6 protein-coding genes are annotated in these 21,628 nt (G+C 36.9%); all 6 read right to left on the bottom strand.

Annotated features, from left to right (window positions below):
- Positions 1 to 288 precede the first annotated feature (288 nt).
- Entirely contained in the window at positions 289 to 4,338 is a 4,050-nt protein-coding gene (locus K7B67_RS03940) for a hypothetical protein (protein ID WP_252179077.1), read from the bottom strand.
- A 194-nt stretch (positions 4,339 to 4,532) separates the two neighbouring features.
- Complete coding sequence (locus K7B67_RS03935; RefSeq protein WP_252179076.1) at positions 4,533 to 8,672, bottom strand: hypothetical protein; 4,140 nt, start codon at positions 8,670 to 8,672, stop codon at positions 4,533 to 4,535.
- A 153-nt stretch (positions 8,673 to 8,825) separates the two neighbouring features.
- Positions 8,826 to 13,034, bottom strand: coding sequence for a hypothetical protein (locus K7B67_RS03930; protein WP_252179075.1), 4,209 nt, complete (start codon positions 13,032 to 13,034; stop codon positions 8,826 to 8,828).
- 147 nt (positions 13,035 to 13,181) lie between these two features.
- The gene (locus K7B67_RS03925; protein WP_252179074.1) at positions 13,182 to 14,636 is read right to left on the bottom strand and encodes a hypothetical protein; all 1,455 of its coding nucleotides are present in this window, start codon (positions 14,634 to 14,636) and stop codon (positions 13,182 to 13,184) included.
- Between the two features lie 121 nt (positions 14,637 to 14,757).
- Positions 14,758 to 17,334, bottom strand: coding sequence for a hypothetical protein (locus tag K7B67_RS03920; RefSeq protein WP_252179073.1), 2,577 nt, complete (start codon positions 17,332 to 17,334; stop codon positions 14,758 to 14,760).
- A 147-nt stretch (positions 17,335 to 17,481) separates the two neighbouring features.
- Positions 17,482 to 21,516 (bottom strand): hypothetical protein, encoded by a 4,035-nt coding sequence (locus K7B67_RS03915; protein WP_252179072.1) that lies wholly within the window; start codon positions 21,514 to 21,516, stop codon positions 17,482 to 17,484.
- Positions 21,517 to 21,628 lie beyond the last annotated feature (112 nt).

Raw genomic sequence — 21,628 nt, 5'->3', positions numbered from 1 at the left:
ATCTGTACACTATCATGCTTAAAAGTCTCTACATTGTACGGCTCTAAATTGTACGGCTCTAAATTGTACGGCTCTAAATTGTACGGCTCTAAATTGTACGGCTCTAAATTGTACGGCTCTAAATTGTACGGCTCTAAATTGTACGACAATAGCCGAGTACACCTTACTGGCTGAACCCTGTGTCGAATGAACCTGTATCGAATGAACCTGTATCGAATGAACCTGTATCGAATGAAGAGTAGCTTGTTTTAAAACACTTGCCTTCCAATGGCCGGTACCGGTGTTAGCTTACAGGCTTTTGGTAGGAGAGACTGGCGTGGTAGTGAGTTCTATAGCTTGAATCATTAACCATAAGGGGTTGCTGTCCTGTAAAGTCTCGCTTGCAGTTTCATTGCTTGAAATGGAAGAAGAAGCGGGATCAAGCTTGATTCTTTTACTATTTTCATCGTGTGAGAGATCGTCAAAAACCTCATCAACCTGTGCAGTTTGTGGCGGATCAACCTCCATACTCTGAACTGCTTCAATGTTTACTGCGGCATCAAAATGTTCCAGAAGAGCCACTGAACTGGGGTAGTGAATCAGATAAGCTGAATACAGATGGGGGGCCAGCAGAGTTTGAGAGATAAAGAACTCAGCTTGATCGAAATTTTGCTCTGACAACAACTGCAAAAGTGTTTCCCTTTGATTTTCAGTGAGGTCAGGAAATCGATAATCCTCGTTTCGTAGCAGCATAGCCAAGAGGTTCGGAGCCAGTTGAACCCAGCGCCTCAGGTCATAAATCTCGTGATAAGACCCATAGTCACCTTGGGTAATGACCGGGAACCAGACACCCTGTGTCGGCACCAGCAAGGTCATCAGCTGGGCATCGCCAAATTGTTGCAGTCGGCCTAACTCCGACTGACCGGTAGAGGCTGAATCGGTAATGATATGTTCATCAAGCACCGCTTGAATCAAGTCAGCATCGATCCCCGATAGTAGCCCAAGCTCTTGCATCAGTTTTTGCTGGTCAGGATGATTCTGAATCGCGGAATATATCCGGCGAAGGTTATAATCCATTATCTGCCTTACTGTTTGCTGGTTCCATATTCCAGTTTTTCCTGACGGTCCAGTCCGGTTGAATATTTCTGCAATGGACGAGTACATACAGTTACCATCGCCATTAATTCTTATCAGCTCGAAACCGGTGGGGACAGGGTTATAGAAATCATCGGGTTCAAAAAACTGTTTTTTGGGGTATCCCTTTTCCATCTCTTTGAATAATTGCCCTGCCTGTTTTCTGATGTCTTTGTCTTCTTTCATGCAACCTTCATGAAAAGGCCTTACCAGCGTTTTTTTTGGTTTGCCAGTGGCTCTGTTTGTTGTACGCCCTTTTCCTCTTATGGGGCTTTTAGTCTCATAAACTTCATCACAACGGTAACAGGTTTGTCTGAAACCACCTTTTCCATTTGGAACATTAGCCAGAAGCTCTGGAATATTTTCCCTGAATGAAGCGATTAATTTATCCGTTTTTTCTTTGCTGAAAAAATCCGATTTTTGTTCTGTGTTTTTCAGAAAAGCTAGCAGTGAAGCTTTTACCTTTTTATTTTTTGTTCGGTTTCCGTAATTTTCCAAAATACGTAAAGTGAAGTTATTTAAAAACTCTTTGCTTTCGAAGTCCAGATCGCCAGAGTAATGCCTGGCAGTAGGCAATAAATGATTTAAAAACAGTGGGATAAGATTTTCCTCAGCATCAATGGACTTATGCATATTATTGATATCAAGTAGAAGAGCTCTTATCTCATTATTATTAAAAACAAGATCGGAAGGTTTTTTATACAAAGGGTTAAAGAGTGTTTTTGTGAAAAGGAAATCAACAATTTTCAATACATCAAAAGCTACAGAAAAACCTTGTTGGTTAGCAGCATAGAGGTCATTCAGGCTAAATTCCTCAGGTTTTTCTATAAGTTGTTGAGTTATTCCAGAGCTTGCATCCAATTCGTTATAGCTCAGAGTCCTGACACAGAGTTCAATAAGGTAGTTTAAAATAATGCGGTAAATAATTCCTGTCTTATTTTGGCTATCCATTCTGGATAAGCCTGACAGCCCTGGAGTTAAGTGTGGAAGAAAAAGTGCCAAGTCCTCGATGACATTTTCATCAATAGTGCCATTAATGACACTTTCAAAAAAAGCATTATGTTGCTGAGCAACTGAGTAATCCTCATGACTTATAAGGAGAGACATCTTGATTCTTTGCAGCAAAAATTCAAAATGAACCTGACTTAGCAACCACTCATCATCCTGGGTTGTTAATAGTGCTTTAGTAAAAATGTCATTACCCAGAATTGAAACGGAGGCTTTTTTGAGATTATTTGGAATGCTGAATTTATATCTTGATAAGTCATACATTGCCATCAAAGTGAATCTTTTTTGCACTTCCGACATATCATCTCTAACAGTGGGTATCCAGACATTACTGGGACCTCCAAGTGTAGTTCCTCCTCTATAGCGTTCTGTTGTCTTTTGCGGTTCTAAAGGCAAAATAAGTTTGTATTGATAAGGCATATTAGTAGCTTTTGCTAGTTTTTTATTTTCGAATAAATGTATTTCCCATTTTATAGGTTTACGTACCTCACTTTTTTTAACTCTCTTGTTAATGCATTTGCCAACTATAAAGTGGCACGAATTTTCTGGAATATAATATGTAGCTAAATGGTGTTTAGCTTCTTTAAACGCAGGCTTTTCATAACCGGGCACGTTAACAATCACGGTCAGGATATCATGGTTTTTCTTACTTTTTGTATTCCTTTTTTTTATGTTATTTAAAACTTTTCGAACATTATGTTTGTCAATCTTTTTATTCTTATAATAAAAAGTCGGCTCAATATTTTTCGGTATTATAAATCCTGACTTCCTTCTGGCTTCATAGATTAGATCATAAAAATTTTTAACCGAGGTATATTTAAGCTCTACAATTTCAGCTTGATTATACATTTTAACAGGCATAAAAATATCAGTGCTTATTGATTCAGATTTCAACTCGTTAGTGACTAAGTAATCAAAAAATAGATTGTCTTTATTTTTTGTTATTTTACGAAAATTTCTTTCTATCATTTTAGGGTCTGTTTCTATAAAAATAGGTGGGTTGAATATCATTTCTGCCTGATTATTTGAGTTTATTATTTCTTCAATAAGAGTATCCTCAGGTGAGTTTTCATTCAGATTGCGTGAAAAAAAATGTTTTATTGTTGTATTGGTTTCATCTGCTACATAATTAATAATATTCAAAATCTGATGTTCTAGAGAAAAATTGTCTGGCCACACACTGTGCAAATCGAAGATAGACTTTTTATACTTTTGATAGGTATCTTCCAGGGCGTGTTTAAAGCAAAAATTAAAGGGTGTATTTGGTGCATAGCTAAGGTTAAATTCTGGTTCTTTCTTGTCTAAGTTGCCAAAATTAAACACTACTATAAAAAACGCATCTTGCCACCAACCACAGGGTACGATAAAGAAAAGAAGTACCTCAAGCATATTTTTTTCATTGATACTTAAGCTGAATTTTTCCGGATACTGCTTATCAAGAAAGGCTTGAAGTCGATTAACAGCAATATAAATCTCCCTGGCTCTGGTTGCAGGATTTTTTATGGGTGTAGCTAGAGGATGTAAATCAATATAGGGTGAAATTATTTTGTCTCCATCCTTTAAATTTACTTGCCGAATCATATCGACATTGGTGAAGACAAATTCTCCATTACGTAGTAGATGCATTCTTCTATAAAATATATTGTCATTTAGATATTTAGTTAGAAGATTGGATTCTTTGTTATTAAATGTCTTTATAGGGATTCTTCTTGCTGGTTTATTAAATCGATTTTCAAGGAATATCTCTATCCAGGCTATATCCTCTGTGAGCTGTTGCTCAGCGCTTCCTGTTTCTGATAACAATCTGTCGACATAATGAGTAACAACACTAGCTGCGCTATTTTTTATTTTTACTTTGCCATTATAACGAATCATTGCCTGAACAAGGTTAAACGTTCTTAGCAGCCTGTATGGTATTCTATATTTAGCAGTTTTATTAGTAGCCTTAATACCCATTTGTTTGGCTATTTTTCTATTTTTGGTTGCGAAAAACTTTTCTCTTTTTCTTATCTGAATGGCGGACATTGCTCTATTAACATAAGATTCAGCTTCTGCGTATAAATTTTTTTCTTCAAGTTTTTGATCAAGCTCTTCATACTCTTGAAATGTGAGCTGTTTTAGCATGGTTTTTTGTGCGTCGTTGAGTGCAAGAGCACTACCTGACATCAGTGTTATCAATAAAACGATAAAATGAATACATAATGCGCTAAAAATCATACTAGGCAAACCTTGCAATATCATACTTAAAATTTTCTATATTGAACGTCAATGTCTGAGTACGCCTTACTGGCTGAACTGTGTGTCTAATGAATAGTCGAATGAATAGTCGAATGAATAGTCGAACTAATAGTCGAATGAATAGTAGCTGGTTTTAAAACATTTGCCTTCCAATGGCAGGTATCGGTGTTAGCTTACAGGCTATTGGTAGGTGTGTCTGGGGTGGTAAGTTCTATAGCTTGCATTATTAACCATAAGGGAGGGCTGCCCGTCTCACGGTCAGTCTCATTGCTTGAAACCGAAGAAGCGGGGTCGAGCTTTATTTTTTTATGACTTTCGTCGTTGGAAGGAACTTGAAAAGCCTCATCAGCCTGAGCGGTTTGTGATGGATCAACCTCTGTATTCTGAGCTGCTTCAACGCTTATTGCTGCATCAAAGTGTTCCAGGAGAGCCACAGAACTGGGGTAGTGGATAAGATAAGCTGAAGAGTCATCGGGGGCTACCAGAATTTGAGAGACAAAGTGCTCAGCTTGATCGAAACTTTGCTCTAACAACAATTGCAAAAGTGTTGCCCTTTGATCTTCAGTGAGATCAGGAAATCGATAATCCTCGTTTTGTAACAGCATAGCCAAAAGGTTCGGAGCCAGTTGGATCCAGCGCCTCAGGTCATAAATCTCGTGATAAGACCCGTAGTCACCCTGGGTAATGACCGGGAACCAGACACCCTGTGTCGGCACCAGCAGGGTCATCAGCTGGGCATCGCCAAATTGTTGCAATCGGCCTAACTCTGACTGACCGGAAGAGGCTGAATTGATAATGACATCGTCATCGAGAACCGCTTGAATCAAGCCAGCATCGATCCCCGATAGTAGCCCAAGCTCTTGCATCAGTTTTTCCTGGTCAGGATGATTCAGAATCTCGGAATAAATCCGGCGAAGGTTATAATCCATCATCTGCCTTACTGTTTGTTGGTTCCATATCCCAGTTTGTCCTGACTGCCCACTCCGGTTGAATATCTCCGCAATGGACGAGTACATACAGTTACCATCGCCATTAATCCTTATCAGCTCAAAACCATCGGGGACAGGATTATAGGCATGATCGGGTTCAATAATCCGTTTTTTGGGGTATCCCTTTGCCATCTTTTTATATAATTGCTGCGCTTCTTTCCTGATAAGTTTGTCTTTTTCCAGGCATTTTTTGTGAAAAGGCATTACCAGAGGTTCTTTTGATTTGCCAGTGGCTTTTGATTTGCCAGTGGCTTTTGATTTGCCAGTGGCTTTTGATTTGCCAGTGGCCTTGTTTTTCGTACGACTACTTCCTCTTATGGGGGTTTTCGTTTCATAAAGTTGACGACAATGGTAGCAGGTTTGTCTGAAACCACCTTGCTCATTTGGAACATTAATCAGAAGTTCTGGAGTATGATTCCTGAATAAAGAGATTAATTTATCTGTTTTTTCTTTGCTGAAAAAATCCGATTTTTGTTCTGTGTTTTTTAGAAAAGCTTGCAGTGAAGCTTTTACCTCTTTATTTTTTGTTCGGTCTTTATACTTTTTCAAAACGCTTAACGTAAACTTATTTAAAAACTCTTTGTCTTCGAAATTCAGGTCGGCTGAGTGATACTTGGCAGAAGGAAGCAAGTGATTTAAAAAAAGTGGAAAAAGATTTTTTTTGCCATCAATAATCTTACGTATATTCTTGATGTCAAGCTGAAGTGCTTCCACCTCATGATCATCAAAAGTAAGATCGGGAGCCTCTTCATGAAAAAGATTAAAGGCAATTTTTGTAAAAAGGAAATCAGAAATTTCTAATACATTAAAAGCTAGAACAATATCTTTTGTGTTAGAGGCGTAGATGTCCTCCAGGCTAAATTGCTCCGGTTTTTCTATAAGTTGTTTTACTATTCCATAATTGGCATTGAGTTCGTTGTGCATCAGAATCCTGACACATATTTCAATCAGGTAGTTTAAAACAATGCGATAAATAATTTCTGACTTATCTGGATTATCCATTCTCTGTACGGACTTCAGGCTTGGAGTCAAATGGCCAAGAAAAAATGCCAAATCCTCGATAACCTGTTCGTCAATATTGCCATTAATAACATTCTCAAAAAAAACATTATTTTCTTTAGCGATTGTGAAATCATCATCATTTATAAGGAGAGACATCTGAATCCTTTGCAGCAAAAAATGCAAATAGGCTTGAGTGGGCAACCATTTATCGTTCTTCGGCGTTAATAATGCTTTGGTAATAATGTCATTACCCAAATTTGAAACGGCGTGTTTTTTAAGATTATTTGGAATTCTAAATTTATTTCTTGATAAGTCATACATGGACATCAAAGCGAATTTTTTTTCGACATCGGACATATCACTTCTAACAATGGGTATCCAGACATTGGGTAAAGTTCCATATTGAGATCCCCCTCTATAGCGTTCTTTTGTCTTTTGTGGTTCTAAGGGCAAAATAATGTTGTATTCGTAAAGCATATCATTAGCTTTTGCCATTTTTTTATTTTCAAAAAAATGTATTTCCCACTTTATGAGTTTGCGTACCTCGCTGATGTCAGTTATCTTGTTATGCATCAAGTGGCGCGGATGTTCTGGAATATAGTATGCATCTGATTTTCTTTTAGCTATTTCAAATGTTCGCTTTTCATACCCAGGAACTCTAACAATCATCGTCACGATGTCGTCTTTTTTCTTCTTCCTTTTTGTATTCCCTTTTCTTATGCTATGCAAAACCTTTCGAACATTAAAATAACGAACTACTTTATTCTTATAATAAAGCATAGGGGTAACATTTGGTATTATAAATCCTGACTTCTTCTTTGTTTGATGTATCAGGTCATAAAAATCATTAATCGAGGTGTAGTCAAGTTCTACAACCTCAGCTTCGTTGTACATTTTAACAGGTATAAAAATATCAGACCTGATTGATTCTGTATTCTCTGGTTTTTCGATTTCTGAATCGAGCACATCATCCATCGTCAAATAATCAAAATCTGGATCTTCCCCATCTTTTATTCTTTCATACACACTTTCTTTTATCTTCTTACGATCCATTTCTATATAAACAGACGTGTTAACTTTTTGTGCCTGAAAATTTGTGTTGATTATTTCTTGTATGATCACATCCTGAGCAGTAATTCCATGCAGATCACATGAAAGAACACCTTTTGTTCTTATGTTCAAGTCAGTCGTCATACAATTGATAATATTCAAAATCTGCTCTTCTACAGTAAGGTTGTCAGGTGCATAGTGTACTTGTTCAGAAAATTTCAATAACCATTCTTTATAAAAATCCATTATGATGCTTTTAGAGTTATAATCAGTGTGTATCCGGAACAGCCAACCAAAAGGGCTATCAATATCTGGTGCATAATCGATATCAATTTCTGGTCCTGTGCTGCCACTATTGTTAAAGTTAAACACTATTCTATAAAATGCATCTTTCCACCATCCATAGGGGGCTACAAAATCCAGAGACACCTCAAATATATTGTTATCAATGAAGCTAAACCTAAATTTGTTTGGATATTTCTTATCAAGAAAGTCTTGAAGTCGATTGACTGCAATATAAATCTCTCTGGCTTTTGATGCAGTATTTCTTATGGGTGGTGATTCTTCGTCCCATGCAAATATATCGGGACAAATTATTCTATCTCCATCCTCTAAATTTCCTTGTCGAATTATATCGTTGAAGGAAAAAATAAACGCTCCATTTCGTAGTAGATACAGTGGAGTGTATGGATCGTAACCTATTGATTGAAAACTGAAGTCTTTGTTTTTTGGAACCTCTAAGGCACGTTTTGCTTGATGTGGGTAATTACGATTTTCATAATACACAGTTATCAAATCTATATCGAGCACTTGTTCCGATCTTTTTGATAGCAATATGTTGGCATAGTCAGTAACAAAAGCGGATGCTTTATTATCTTTAATACTTCTGCCGATAGTTTTTTTATTATCGTAATAATAAATCATTGCTTGAACAAGATTGAACGTCGTTAATAGTTTGTAAGGTATTCTAAACGTGATAATATTATCACCGGCCTTAACACCCATTCTCTGAGCTATTTCTTTATTTTGGTTTCTAAAAAAATCATTTCTTTTTCTTCTGTTAACGTTGGCTATCGCTCTATTAATGTAAAATCGAGCTTCTCTATATAAACATTTTTCTTCAATTTCTCGATCAAGTTCTTCATACTCTTGAAGGGTAAGCTGTTTTAGCATGTTTTTTTGTTCTTCATTGAGTGCAAGAGCACTTCCTGACATCAGTGTTATCAATAAAACGATAAAATGAATACCGATTTTTAATGCGCTAAAAATCATGCTTGGCAAACCTTACAATACCATGCTTAAAATTGTCTATATTGAACGTCAATGTCTGAGTACCCCTTACGGGCTGAATCCCGTGTCGAATGAATCAAATGAATAGTAGCTTATTTTAAAAATACCAGCCTTCCAATGGCAGGTAAATTTAGCTTACAGGGTATGGGTGGGTATATGTGGCGTAGTAAGGAATGCTCCAGCTTCAATCATTAACGATAAGGGATTGCTGTCCTGTACAGTCTCACGGTCAGTCTCATTGTTTGAAACGGAAGAAGCGGGATCAAGCTTGATTCTTTTACTACTTTCATCGATAGAAAGATCGTGAAAAGCCTCATCAACCTGAACGGTATGTGGTGGCTCCACCTCCATATTCTGAAGTGCTTCAACGCTTATTGCTGCATCAAAGTGTTCCAGGAGAGCCACAGAACTGGGGTAGTGGATAAGATAAGCTGAAGAGTCATCGGGGGCTACCAGAATTTGAGAGACAAAGTGCTCAGCTTGATCGAAACTTTGCTCTAACAACAATTGCAAAAGTGTTGCCCTTTGATCTTCAGTGAGATCAGGAAATCGATAATCCTCGTTTTGTAACAGCATAGCCAAAAGGTTCGGAGCCAGTTGGATCCAGCGCCTCAGGTCATAAATCTCGTGATAAGACCCGTAGTCACCCTGGGTAATGACCGGGAACCAGACACCCTGTGTCGGCACCAGCAGGGTCATCAGCTGGGCATCGCCAAATTGTTGCAATCGGCCTAACTCTGACTGACCGGAAGAGGCTGAATTGATAATGACATCGTCATCGAGAACCGCTTGAATCAAGCCAGCATCGATCCCCGATAGTAGCCCAAGCTCTTGCATCAGTTTTTCCTGGTCAGGATGATTCAGAATCTCGGAATAAATCCGGCGAAGGTTATAATCCATCATCTGCCTTACTGTTTGTTGGTTCCATATCCCAGTTTGTCCTGACTGCCCACTCCGGTTGAATATCTCCGCAATGGACGAGTACATACAGTTACCATCGCCATTAATCCTTATCAGCTCAAAACCATCGGGAACAGGATTATAGGCATGATCGGGTTCAATAATCCGTTTTTTGGGGTATCCCTTTGCCATCTTTTTATATAATTGCTGCGCTTCTTTCCTGATAAGTTTGTCTTTTTCCAGGCATTTTTTGTGAAAAGGCATTACCAGAGGTTCTTTTGATTTGCCAGTGGCTTTTGATTTGCCAGTGGCTTTTGATTTGCCAGTGGCCTTGTTTTTCGTACGACTACTTCCTCTTATGGGGGTTTTCGTTTCATAAAGTTGACGACAATGGTAGCAGGTTTGTCTGAAACCACCTTGCTTATTTGGAACATTAATCAGAAGTTCTGGAGTATGATTCCTGAATAAAGAGATTAATTTATCTGTTTTTTCTTTGCTGAAAAAATCCGATTTTTGTTCTGTGTTTTTTAGAAAAGCTTGCAGTGAAGCTTTTACCTCTTTATTTTTTGTTCGGTCTTCATACTTTTTCAAAACGCTTAACGTAAACTTATTTAAAAACTCTTCGTTTTCGAAATTCAGGTCGGCTGAGTGATACTTGGCAACAGGAAGCAAACGATCTAAAAAAAGTGGGATAAGATTTGTTTTGCCATCAATAATCTTACGCAGATCCTTGATACTAAGCTGAAGCGCTTCCATCTCATGATCGTAAAAAGTAAGGTTGAAAGTCTCTTGGTGAAAAGTCTCTTGGTGAAAAGTCTCTTGCTGAAAAGGATCAAAGGCAATTTTTGCAAAAAGGAAATCATAAATTTGTAATATATTAAAAGGTAAAACCATATCTTTTGTGTTAGAAATGTAGATGTCCTCCAGGCTAAATTGCTCCGGTTTTTCTACAAGTTGTTTTACTATTTCAGAACTATCATTAAATTCGTTATGCATCAGAGTCCTGACACACATTTCAATCAGGTAGTTTAAAACAATACGATAGTTGATTTCTGTCTTATCCGGAAAATCCATTTTTTGTACGGAACTCAGGACTGGAGTCAGATGGCCAAGAAAAAATCCCAAATCCTCGATAACCTGTTCGTCAATATTGCCATTAATGACATTCTCAAAAAAAGCATTATTTTCTTTAGCAGTTTTGAAATCATCATCATTTATAAGGAGAGACATCTGAATTCTTTGCAGCAAAAAATTCAAATAGGCTTGAGTGGGCATCCATTTATCGTTCTTCGGCGTTAATAATGCCTTGGTAATAATGTCATTACCCAAATTTGAGACGGCGTGTTTTTTAAGATTATTTGGAATTCTAAATTTATTTCTTGATAAGTCATACATGGACATCAAAGCGAATTTTTTTTCCACATCAGACATATCACTTCTAACAATGGGTATCCAGATATTGGGTAAAGTTCCATATTGAGATCCTCCTCTATAGCGTTCTTTTGTCTTTTGTGGTTCTAAGGGCAAAATAATGTTGTATTCGTAAAGCATATCATTAGCTTTTGCCAGTTTTTTATTTTCAAAAAAATGTATTTCCCATTTTATGGGTTTGCGTACCTCGCTTATGTCAGTTATCTTGTTATGCATCAAGTGGCGCGGATGTTCTGGAATATAATATGTGTCTAGGCTTGCTTTAGCCATTTCAAATGGTCGCTTTTCATAGCCAGGCACTCTAACAATCATTGTCACAATGTCATCTGTTTTCTTGCGTTTGTTTTGTTTATTTTCTTTTGTTTCTTTTTTCTTCTTCCTTTTTGTATTCCCTTTTCTTATGCTATGCAAAACCTTTCGAAAATTAAAATGATGTAGTGGTTTATTCTTATAATAAAGCATAGGGGGAACATCTCGTGGTATTATAAATCCTGACTTCTTCTCGGTTTGATGTATCAGGTCATAAAAACCTTTAATCGAGGTGTAGTCAAGTTCTACAACCTCAGCTTCGTTGTACATTTTAACAGGTATAAAAATATCAGACCTTATTGATTCTGTGTTCTCTGGTTTATCGAATTCTGAACCGAGTACATCATCCATCGTCAAATAATCAAAAACTGGATCTTCTCCATCTTTTGTTCTTTTATGCAAACTTTCTTTTATCTTCTCACGATCCGTTTCTATATAAACAGCCGTGTTAACTTTTTTTTGTGCCTGATTATTTGTGTTGATTATTTCTTGTACGACCACATCCTGAGCACTTTTTCCATGCAGATCACATGAAAGAACGCCTTTTGTTCTTATGTCCAAGCCCGTCGTTATACAATTGATAATATTCAAAATCTGCTGTTCTACAGAAAAACTGCCAGATGCATAGTGTACTTGTTCAGAATATTTCAATAACCAATCTTTATAAAAATTCATTATGATGCTTTTAGAATTATAATAAGTGTGCATCCGGAACAGATCACTTTTAAAAATGCTATCAATATCTGGTGCATATTCGATATGAATTTCTGGTCCTGAGTAACCGGCATTGTCAAACATAAACAATACTCTACAAAATGCATCTTTCCACCAACCATAGGAGGCTACAAAATCCAGAGACACCTCAAATATATTGCCATCGATGGAACTAAAACTAAATTTATTTGGATATTTCTTATTAAGAAAGTCTTGAATCCGATTGACTGCAATATAAATCTCTCTGGCTTTAGTTGCAGTGTTTTTTATAGGTGATGAAACTTCATCCCTTAAAGAAGTGCTATCGGGGAAAATTATTTTATCTCCATCCTCCAAATTGCCTTGTCGAATTATATCGCTGAAAGAAAATATGAAATCGCCATTTCGTAATAGATGCCCTGGAGTATCTGGCTTGTAATCTATTGATCGAACATTGAAGTCTTTGTTTTTTGCAACCTTTAAGGTACGTGTTCCTTCATATAGTTGATCGCGATCTTCATAATGTAGAGTTATAAAGTTTATATCGGGAACTTGTTCTGATCTTTTTGATGGCAATATATTTGCATAGTCAGTAACAACGGTAGATGCTTTATTATCTTTAATTTTTTCACGCATAATTAAATTATCGTAATAATAAATCATTGCTTGAACAAGATTAAACGTCCTTAATAGTTTGTAAGGTATTCTAAACTTAATGATGTTATCGTCGGCCTTAACACCCATTCTCTGAGCTATTTCTTTATTTATGCTTGTAAAAAAAACATTTCTTTTTCTTATGTTAACGTTTGCTATTGCTCTATTAATGTAAAATTCAGCTTCCCTATATAAACATTTTTCTTTAATTTCTCGATCAAGTTCTTCATACTCTTGAAGGGTGAGCTGTTTTAGCAAATTTTTTTGTTCTTCGTTGAGTGCAATAGCACTTCCTGACAACAGCGTTATCAATACAGCGATAAGATGAATGCCGATTTTTAATGCGCTAAAAATCATACTTGATAATCCTTACAATACCCTACTTAAAATTTTCTATATTGAACGTCAATGTCCGAGTACGCCTTACTGGCTGAATCCTGCGTCGAATGAATAGTAGCTTATTTTAAAAAAACCTGCCTTCCAATGGCAGGTACCGGCGTTAGCTTACAGGCTATGGATGGGTGTGTCTGGCGTGGTAAGTAGTTCGACAGTTTGAATCATTAACCATAAGGGGTTGTTTTCCTGTAAAGTCTCACGGTCAGTCTCATTGTTTGAAACGGAAGAAGCGGGATCAAGCTTGATTCTTTTACTACGTTCATCGATAGAAAGATCGTGAAAAGCCTCATCAACCTGAGCGGTTTGTGGTGGCTCCACTTCCATATTCTGAAGTGCTTCAATACTTACTGCTGCATCAAAGTGTTCCAGAAGAGCCACAGAACTGGGGTAGTGGATAAGATAAGCTGAAGAGTCATGGGGGGCTGCCAGAATTTGAGAAACGAAGAACTCAGCTTGACTGAAATTTTGCTCTAACAACAACTGCAAAAGTGTTTTCCTTTGATCTTCAGTGAGATCAGGAAATCGATAATCCTCGTTTCGTAACAGCATAGCCAAAAGGTTCGGAGCCAGTTGGATCCAGCGCCTCAGGTCATAAATCTCGTGATAAGACCCGTAGTCACCCTGGGTAATGACCGGGAACCAGACACCCTGTGTCGGCACCAGCAGGGTCATCAGCTGAGCGTCGCCAAATTGTTGCAATCGGCCTAACTCTGACTGACCGGAAGAGGCTGAATTGATAATGACATCGTCATCGAGAACCGCTTGAATCAAGCCAGCATCGATCCCCGATAGTAGCCCAAGCTCTTGCATCAGCTTTTCCTGGTCAGGATAATTCAGAATCGCGGAATAAATCCGGCGAAGGTTATAATCCATCATCTGCCTTACTGTTTGCTGGTTCCATATCCCAGTTTGTCCTGACTGTCCACTCCGGTTGAATATCTCTGCAATGGACGAGTACATACAGTTACCATCGCCATTAATCCTTATCAGCTCGAAACCATCGGGGACAGGGTTATAGAAAACATCAGGTGCAAGAATCCGTTTTTTGGGGTATCCTTTTGCCATCTTTTTATATAATTGCTGCGCTTTTTTCCCGATGAGTTTGTCTTTTTGTAGGCATTTTTTGTGAAAAGGCTTTACCAGAGGTTCTTTTGGTTTGCCAGTGCTTCTGTTTGTCGTACGCCCACTTCCCCTTATGGGGGTTTCAGTTTCATAAAGTTCACGACAACGGTAGCAGGTTTGTATAAAACCACCTTTTCCATTCGGAACATTAATCAGAAGTTCTGGAGTATGATTCCTAAATAAAGAGATTAATTCATCTGTTTTTTCTTTGCTGAAAAAATCCGATGCTTGTTCTGTGCTTTTTAGAAAAGCTTGCAGTGAAGCTTTTACACCTTTGTTTTTTGTTCGCTCTTGGTACTTTTTCAAAACGCTTAACGTAAACTTATTTATAAACTCTTTGTTTTCGAAATTCAGGTCGGCTGATCGATACTTGGCGGCAGGAAGCAAATGATTAAAAAAAAGTGGAACAAGATTTGTTTTGCTTTCAATAGTCTTACGCATACTCTTGATCTCGAGCTGAAGCCCTTCTACCTCATGATCATCGAAAGTAAGGTCGAAACCCTTTTTCTGAGAAGGGATAATGTTCTGAAAAGGATTAAAGGCAATTTTTGTAAAAAGGAAATCATATTTTTAATACATTAAACGCTAAAAATATATATTTTGTGTTAGAAGCGTAGATATCCTCCAGACTAAATTGCTCAGGTTTTTCTATAAGTTGATTTACTATGCCAGAACTGGCATTTAATTCATTGTGCATCAGAGTCCTGACACACATTTCAATCAGGTAGTTTAAAACTATACGATAATTGATTTCTATCTTATCTGGATTATCCATTTTGTGTACAGATCTCAGGACTGGAGTCAGATGGCCAAGAAAAAATGCCAAATCTTTGATAACATGTTCGTCAATATTGCCATTAATGACATTCTCAAAAAAAACATTATTTTCTTTAGCAGTTGTGAAATCATCATCATTTATAAGGAGAGACATCTGAATTCTTTGCAGCAAAAAATTCAAATAGGCTTGAGTGGGTAACCATTCATCGTTCTTCGGCGTTAATAATGCTTTGGTAATAATGTCATTACCCAAATTTGAAACGGCGTGTTTTTTAAGATTATTAGGAATTTTAAATTTATTTCTTGATAAGTCATACATGGACATCAAAGCGAATTTTTTTTCGACATCGGACATATCACTTTTAACAATGGGTATCCAGACATTGGGAAAACTTCCATATTGAGATCCCCCTCTATACCGTTCTGTTGTCTTTTGTGGTTCCGGGGGCAAAATAAGGTTGTATTCGTAAAGCATATCATTAGCTTTTGCCAGTTTTTTATTTTCAAAAAAATGTATTTCCCATTTTACGGGTTTGCGTACCTCGCTGATGTCAGTTATCTTGTCATGCATCAAGTGGCGCGGATGTTCTGGAATATAATGTGTGTAAGATTTTGTTTCAGCTAGTTCAAATGGTTGCTTTTCATACCCTGGAACTCTAACAATCATGGTCACAATGTCATCATTTTTCTTGTGTTTATTTTCTTCAGTTTCTTTTTTCTTCTTACTTTTTGTAACTCCTTTTCTTATGCTATGCAAAACCTTTTGAAAATTTAAAGCATGCAGTGCTTTATTCTTATAATAAAGATTAGGGGGAACATCTTTCGGTATTATAAAGCCAGACTTCTTCTTGATTTGATGTATCAGGTCATAAAAATTATTAATCGTGGTGTAGTCAAGTTCTACAACCTCAGCTTCGTTGTACATTTTAACAGGTATAAAAATATCAGACCTGATTGATTCTGTAACATCTGATTTATCGAATTCTGAATCGATCACATCATCCACCGTCAAATAATCAAAAATTGGATCTTCTCCATCTTTTATTCTTTCGTACACACTTTCTTTTATCTTCTTACGATCCGTTTCTATATAAACAGGCGTCTTAACTTTTTTTTGTGCCTGAAAATTTGTGTTGATGATTTCTTGTATGATCACATCCTGAGCACTTTTTCCATGCAGATCACATGAAAGAATACCTTTTGTTCTTATCTCCAAGTCCGTTGTCATACAGTTGATAATATAAAAAATCTGCTCTTCTATAGAAAGGCTCTCAAATGCATAGTGTACTTGTTCAGAATATTTCAATAACCATTCTTTATAAAAATTCATTATGATTCTTTGAGAATTAAGATAAGTATGTATCTGGAACAGCTGACTTTCAAAAGAGCTACCAATATTTGGTGCATATTCGATATCAATTTTTGGTCCTGCGTTACCAAGATTGTCAAACATAAACACTACTCTATAAAATGCATCTTTCCACCAACCATAGGGGGCTACAAAATCCAGAGACAACTCAAACATATTGTCATCAGAGAAACTAAATCTAAATTTATTTGGATATCTCTTATTAAGAAAGTCTTGAAGCCGATTAACGGCAATAAAAATCTCTCTGCCTTTAGATGCGCTATTTCTTATAGGTGATAAATCTTCATCATCCCATGAATATTCATTGGAAAAAATTATTTCATCTCCATCCTCTAAATTGCCTGGTCGAATGATAGCGGTGAAGGAAAAAATGAAATATCCATTTCGTAGTAGATGCCCAAAAGTATCTGGATTGTAACCCATTGATTGAACATTGAAGTCTTTGTTTTTTGCAGATTTGAAGATAGATTTTCTTTGATATGGGGCATTGTGATGTTTATAATACAGAGTTATAACGTTTGTTTCAGGCACTTGTTCTGATATTTTTGATAGTAATTTTTTTGCATAGTCAGTAACAATGGTGGATGCTTTATTATCTTTAATTATTCTACTGAAAGCGCCTAAATTATCGTCATAATAAATCATTGCTTGAACAAGATTAAACGTCGTTAATAGGCTGTAAGGTATTGTAAACTTGATGGTTTTATCACCGTCCTTAATGCCCATTCTCTGCGCTATTTCTTTATTTATGCTTTTAAAAAAATTATTTCTTTTTCTTCTGTTAACGTTTGCTATTGCCCTATTAATGTAAAATTCAGCTTCCCTATATAAACCTTTTTCTTCAATTTCTTGATTAAGTTCGCCATACTCTTGAAGGGTGAGCTGTTTTAGCATGGTTTTTTGTTCTAAGTTGAGTGCAAGAGCACTTCCTGACATCAGCGTTATCAATAAAACGATAAAATGAATACTGATGTTTAATGCGCTAAAAGTCATACTTGGTAATCCTTACAATACCATGCTTAAAATTTTCTATATTGAACGTCAATGTCCGAGTACGCCTTACGGGCTGAATCCTGTGTCGAATGAATAGTAGCTTATTTTAAAAATACCTGCCTTCCAATGGCAGGTATCGGCTTTAGCTTAAAGGCTATGGGTAGGTGTGTCTGGTGTGGTAAGAAGTTCTACCGCTTGCATCATTAACCATAAGGGATTGTTGTCCTGCAAAGTCTCACGGTCAGTCTCATTGTTTGAAATCGAAGAATCGGGATCAAGATTTATTCTCTTATTACTTTCATCATTAGAAGGATCATGAAAAGCCGCATCAAGCTGGACGGTTTGTGGCGGGTAAACCTCCATATTCTGAGGTGCTTCAAGACTTACGGCTGCATCAAAATGTTCCAGAAGAGCCACCGAACTGGGGTAGTGGATAAGATAAGCTGAAGAGTCATGGGGGGCTGCCAGAATTTGAGAGACAAAGACCTCAGCTTGAGCGAAATTTTGCTCTAACAACAACTGCAAAAGTGTTTTCCTTTGATTTTCAGTGAGATCAGGGAATCGATAATCCTCGTTTCGTAACAGCATAGCCAAAAGGTTAGGAGCCAGTTTGACCCAGCGTCGCAGGTCATAAATCTCATGATAAGACCCGTAGTCACCCTGGGTAATGACCGGGAACCAGACACCCTGTGTCGGCACCAGCAAGGTCATCAGCTGGGCATCGCCAAATTGTTGCAGTCGGCCTAACTCCGACTGACCGGTAGAGGCTGAATTGATAATGATATAGTGATCGAGAACCGCTTGAATCAAGTCAGCACGGATCCCCGATAGTAGCTCAAGCTCTTGCATCAGTTTTTTCTTGTCAGGATGATGCTGAATCCTGGAATAAATCTGGTTAAGGGTATAATGCATTATCTGCCTTACTCTTTGCTGGCTCCATATTCCTTCTAGCGCTGAATTCTGGTTGAATATCTCTGCAATGGATGAGTACATACAGTTACCATCGCCATTAATTCTTATCAGCTCAAACCCATCGGGGACAGGGTTAAAGGCATTATCGGGTTTAAAAAACTGTTTTTTGGGGTATCCCTTTTCCATCTCCTTGAATAATTGCCCTGCTTGTTCCCTGATGTATTTGTCTTCTTTCATGCAACCTTTATGAAAAGGCTTTACTCGCGTTTCTGAACCTCCTGTTCCTCCTATGGCTTTTTCAGTCTCATAAACACCATCACAATGGTAACAGGTTTGTCTGAAACCACCTTTTCCATTCGGCACATTAACCAGAAACTCTGGAATATTTTCCCTGAATGCGGAGATTAATTTATCCGCTTTTTCTTTGCTGAAAAAATCCGATTTTTGTTCTGTGTTTTTCAGAAAAGCTAGCAGTGAAGCTTTTACGTCTTTATTTTTTGTGCGGCTTCCGTAATTTTGCAAAATACGTAAAGTGAAACTATTTAAAAACTCTTTGGTTTCGAAGTCCAGATCGCTGAAGTAATATTTAGCAGCGGGCAACAAAAGATTCAAAAACAGTGGGATAGGATTTTCTTCATGATCAACGGCCTCATGCATATTGTCGATATCAAGTAGAAACCCTTTTATCTCATTATTATCAAATGCAAGATCGAAAGGTTTTTTATGTAAAGGGTTATTATGTAAAGGGTTAAAAAGTGTTTTTGTGAAAAGGAAATCAATAATTTTCAATACATCAAAAGCTACAGAAAAACCTTGTTGGTCGTAAGCATAGATGTCCTTCAGGCTAAATTCCTCCGGTTTTTCTATAAGTTGTTGGGTTATTTCAGAGCTTGTATCCAATTCGTTATAGATCAGAGTCCTGATACAGAATTCAATAAGGTAGTTTAAAATAATGCGGTAAATAATTGCTGTCTTATTTTTGCTATCCATTCTGGGTAAGTGTGACAGGCCTGGAGTTAAGTGTGGAAGAAAAAGTTCCAAATCCTCGATGACATGTTCGTCAACAGTTCCATTAATGACACTTTCAAAAAAAGTATTGTATTGTTTAGTCGTTGAGTAATCCTTATGGTTTATAAGGAGAGACATCTTAACCCTTTGCAACAAAAGCTCCAAATGGGGCTGACTTAGCAACCATTTATCGTCCTGCGGTGTTAGTAGTGCCTTAGTAATAATGTCATTGCCCAGATTTAAAACGGAGTCTTTTTTGAGGTTATTTGGAATTCTGAATCTCTTTCTTGATAAGTCATACATTGACATCAAAGCGAATCTTTTTTGAACTTCCGACATATCATCTATGACAGTGGGTATCCAGACATTGCCGTTATTTTCACGTTTAGGTCCTCCTCTATATCGTTCTGTGGTCTTTAGTGTATTTGAAGGCAAAAGAATTTTATATCGATTAAGCATATTATTAGCTTTTGCCAGTTTCTTATTTTCAAATAAATGTATTTCCCATTTTATGAGTTTTGGTACTTCGTTTTCGCGACTTAAAACTATTGTGTTAGTTCTCTTGTTATACGTAAATTTGGGCGAATTTTCTGGAATATAAGATTCAGTTGAACTGCGCTTAGCCAATTCAAACGCTGACCTTTCATAACCAGGAACCCTAACAATCATCGCCATGATATTATGCTTTTTCTTACTTTTTTTATTCCCTTTCTTTATGTCATGCAAAGCTTCTAGAACTTTATGTCTATCAATATTTTTATTCTTATAATAAACGATGGGCGCTTTGTATTTTGGTATTATAAATCCCGACTTCCTCCTAGCTTCGTAGATTAGATCATAAAAGTTTTTAATCGAGGTATAGTCAAACTCTACAATCTCAGCTTCATTATACATTCTAACAGGCTGAAAAATAGCAGTGCTTATTGATTCAGATTGCAACTCGTTAGTGACCAAGTAATCAAAGAATAGACCTTCTTCATCTTTTATTATTTTATGCACATTATTTTCTATTGTTTTACGATCCGTTTCTATAGGAATAGGGGGGGGAACTCTTTGTGCAAGAATATTTGAGTCTATTATTTCTTTTATAAGATTATCCTGAGGTGAGTTTCCATTAAAACTACGCGAAAAAAAATTATTTTTTATTATATTGATTTCATATGATATAAAATTGATGATATTCAAAATTTGTTGTTCTACAAAAAAGTTGTCTGGCCACACATTGTGTAAATCGAAGATGAATTTTTTATACCCTTGATAGTGATCCTTCAGGGTGTCTTCATCGGTATTAAAAGAGACTGTATCTGGTGCATGGCTAAGGTAAAAATACGGTTCTTTCTTGTCTGAGCTTCCAAAATCAAACACTAAACTAAAATATGCATCTTTCCACCAACCATTGGGTGCGATAAAGTAAAGAGATAGCTTAAACATATTTTTATTATTGATTATGAATCTGAATTTTTCCGGGTACTTTTTATCAAGAAAGGCTTGAAGTCGATTAACCGCAATATAAATCTCCCTGGCTTTGGATGCAGGGTTTTTTATGGGTGATAGTTCCAGATCGTTTGAAGAGTTATCGGTTGACACTATCTTATCTCCATCCTTTAAATGTACTTTCCGAATTATATTGACATTGGTAAAAACAATTTTTCCATTACGTAGCAGATGCATTTTTCTATGGTCGATACTGTCATCTAGAGTTTGATCTAGAAAAATCCATTGTGTGTTTTTTAATATCGCTATAGGGGATGTTATTACTCGTTTATGAAGCCGACTTTCATAGAGTATCTCTATAAAAGCTGTATTCTTTGCGGGCTCTTGCTCAGCTCTTTGTTCTGATAACAATCTTTCGACATAATCAGTAACAGCACTGGCTGCGCTATTTTTTATTTTACCATCATCATAACGAATCATTGCCTGAACAAGGTTAAACGTCCTTAGCAGGTTGGAGGGTATTGCAAATTTGGCAGTGTTATCAGTAGATTTAATACCCATTTGCTTAGCTATTTCTCTGTTTTGGGTTTTGAAAAAAATTGTTCTTTCTCTTATATTAATGGCTGACATAGCTCTATTAATATAAGATTCAGTTTCCTTGTATAAATCTTTTTCTTTAAGTTCGCTATCAAGTTTTTCATATTCTTGAAGGGTGAGTTGTTTTAGCATGTTTTTTTGTGTTTCGTCGAGTGCAAGAGCACTTCCCGATATCAGTGTTATCCATAAAACGATAAAATGAATACCGATTGCTAATGCGCTAAAAATCATACTTGGCAATCCTTACAATATCGTGCTTAAAATTTTTTGCATTGAACGACAATAGCCGAGTACGCCTTACTGGCTGAACCCAGAGTCGAATGAATCGAATGAATAGTAGCTT

Source organism: Endozoicomonas sp. 4G (genome assembly GCF_023822025.1).
GTDB lineage: Bacteria > Pseudomonadota > Gammaproteobacteria > Pseudomonadales > Endozoicomonadaceae > Endozoicomonas_A.
Note: the sequence above shows the minus strand (reverse complement) of the source record. Positions and strands in the feature narration are given on the sequence as shown.

Bases quoted from the DNA above. Each gene is read 5' to 3' on its own strand.
- K7B67_RS03940 (WP_252179077.1), bottom strand. From the start codon at position 4,338: ATGATTTTTAGCGCATTATGTATTCATTTTATCGTTTTATTGATAACA.
- K7B67_RS03935 (WP_252179076.1), bottom strand. From the start codon at position 8,672: ATGATTTTTAGCGCATTAAAAATCGGTATTCATTTTATCGTTTTATTG.
- K7B67_RS03930 (WP_252179075.1), bottom strand. From the start codon at position 13,034: ATGATTTTTAGCGCATTAAAAATCGGCATTCATCTTATCGCTGTATTG.
- K7B67_RS03925 (WP_252179074.1), bottom strand. From the start codon at position 14,636: ATGCGTAAGACTATTGAAAGCAAAACAAATCTTGTTCCACTTTTTTTT.
- K7B67_RS03920 (WP_252179073.1), bottom strand. From the start codon at position 17,334: ATGACTTTTAGCGCATTAAACATCAGTATTCATTTTATCGTTTTATTG.
- K7B67_RS03915 (WP_252179072.1), bottom strand. From the start codon at position 21,516: ATGATTTTTAGCGCATTAGCAATCGGTATTCATTTTATCGTTTTATGG.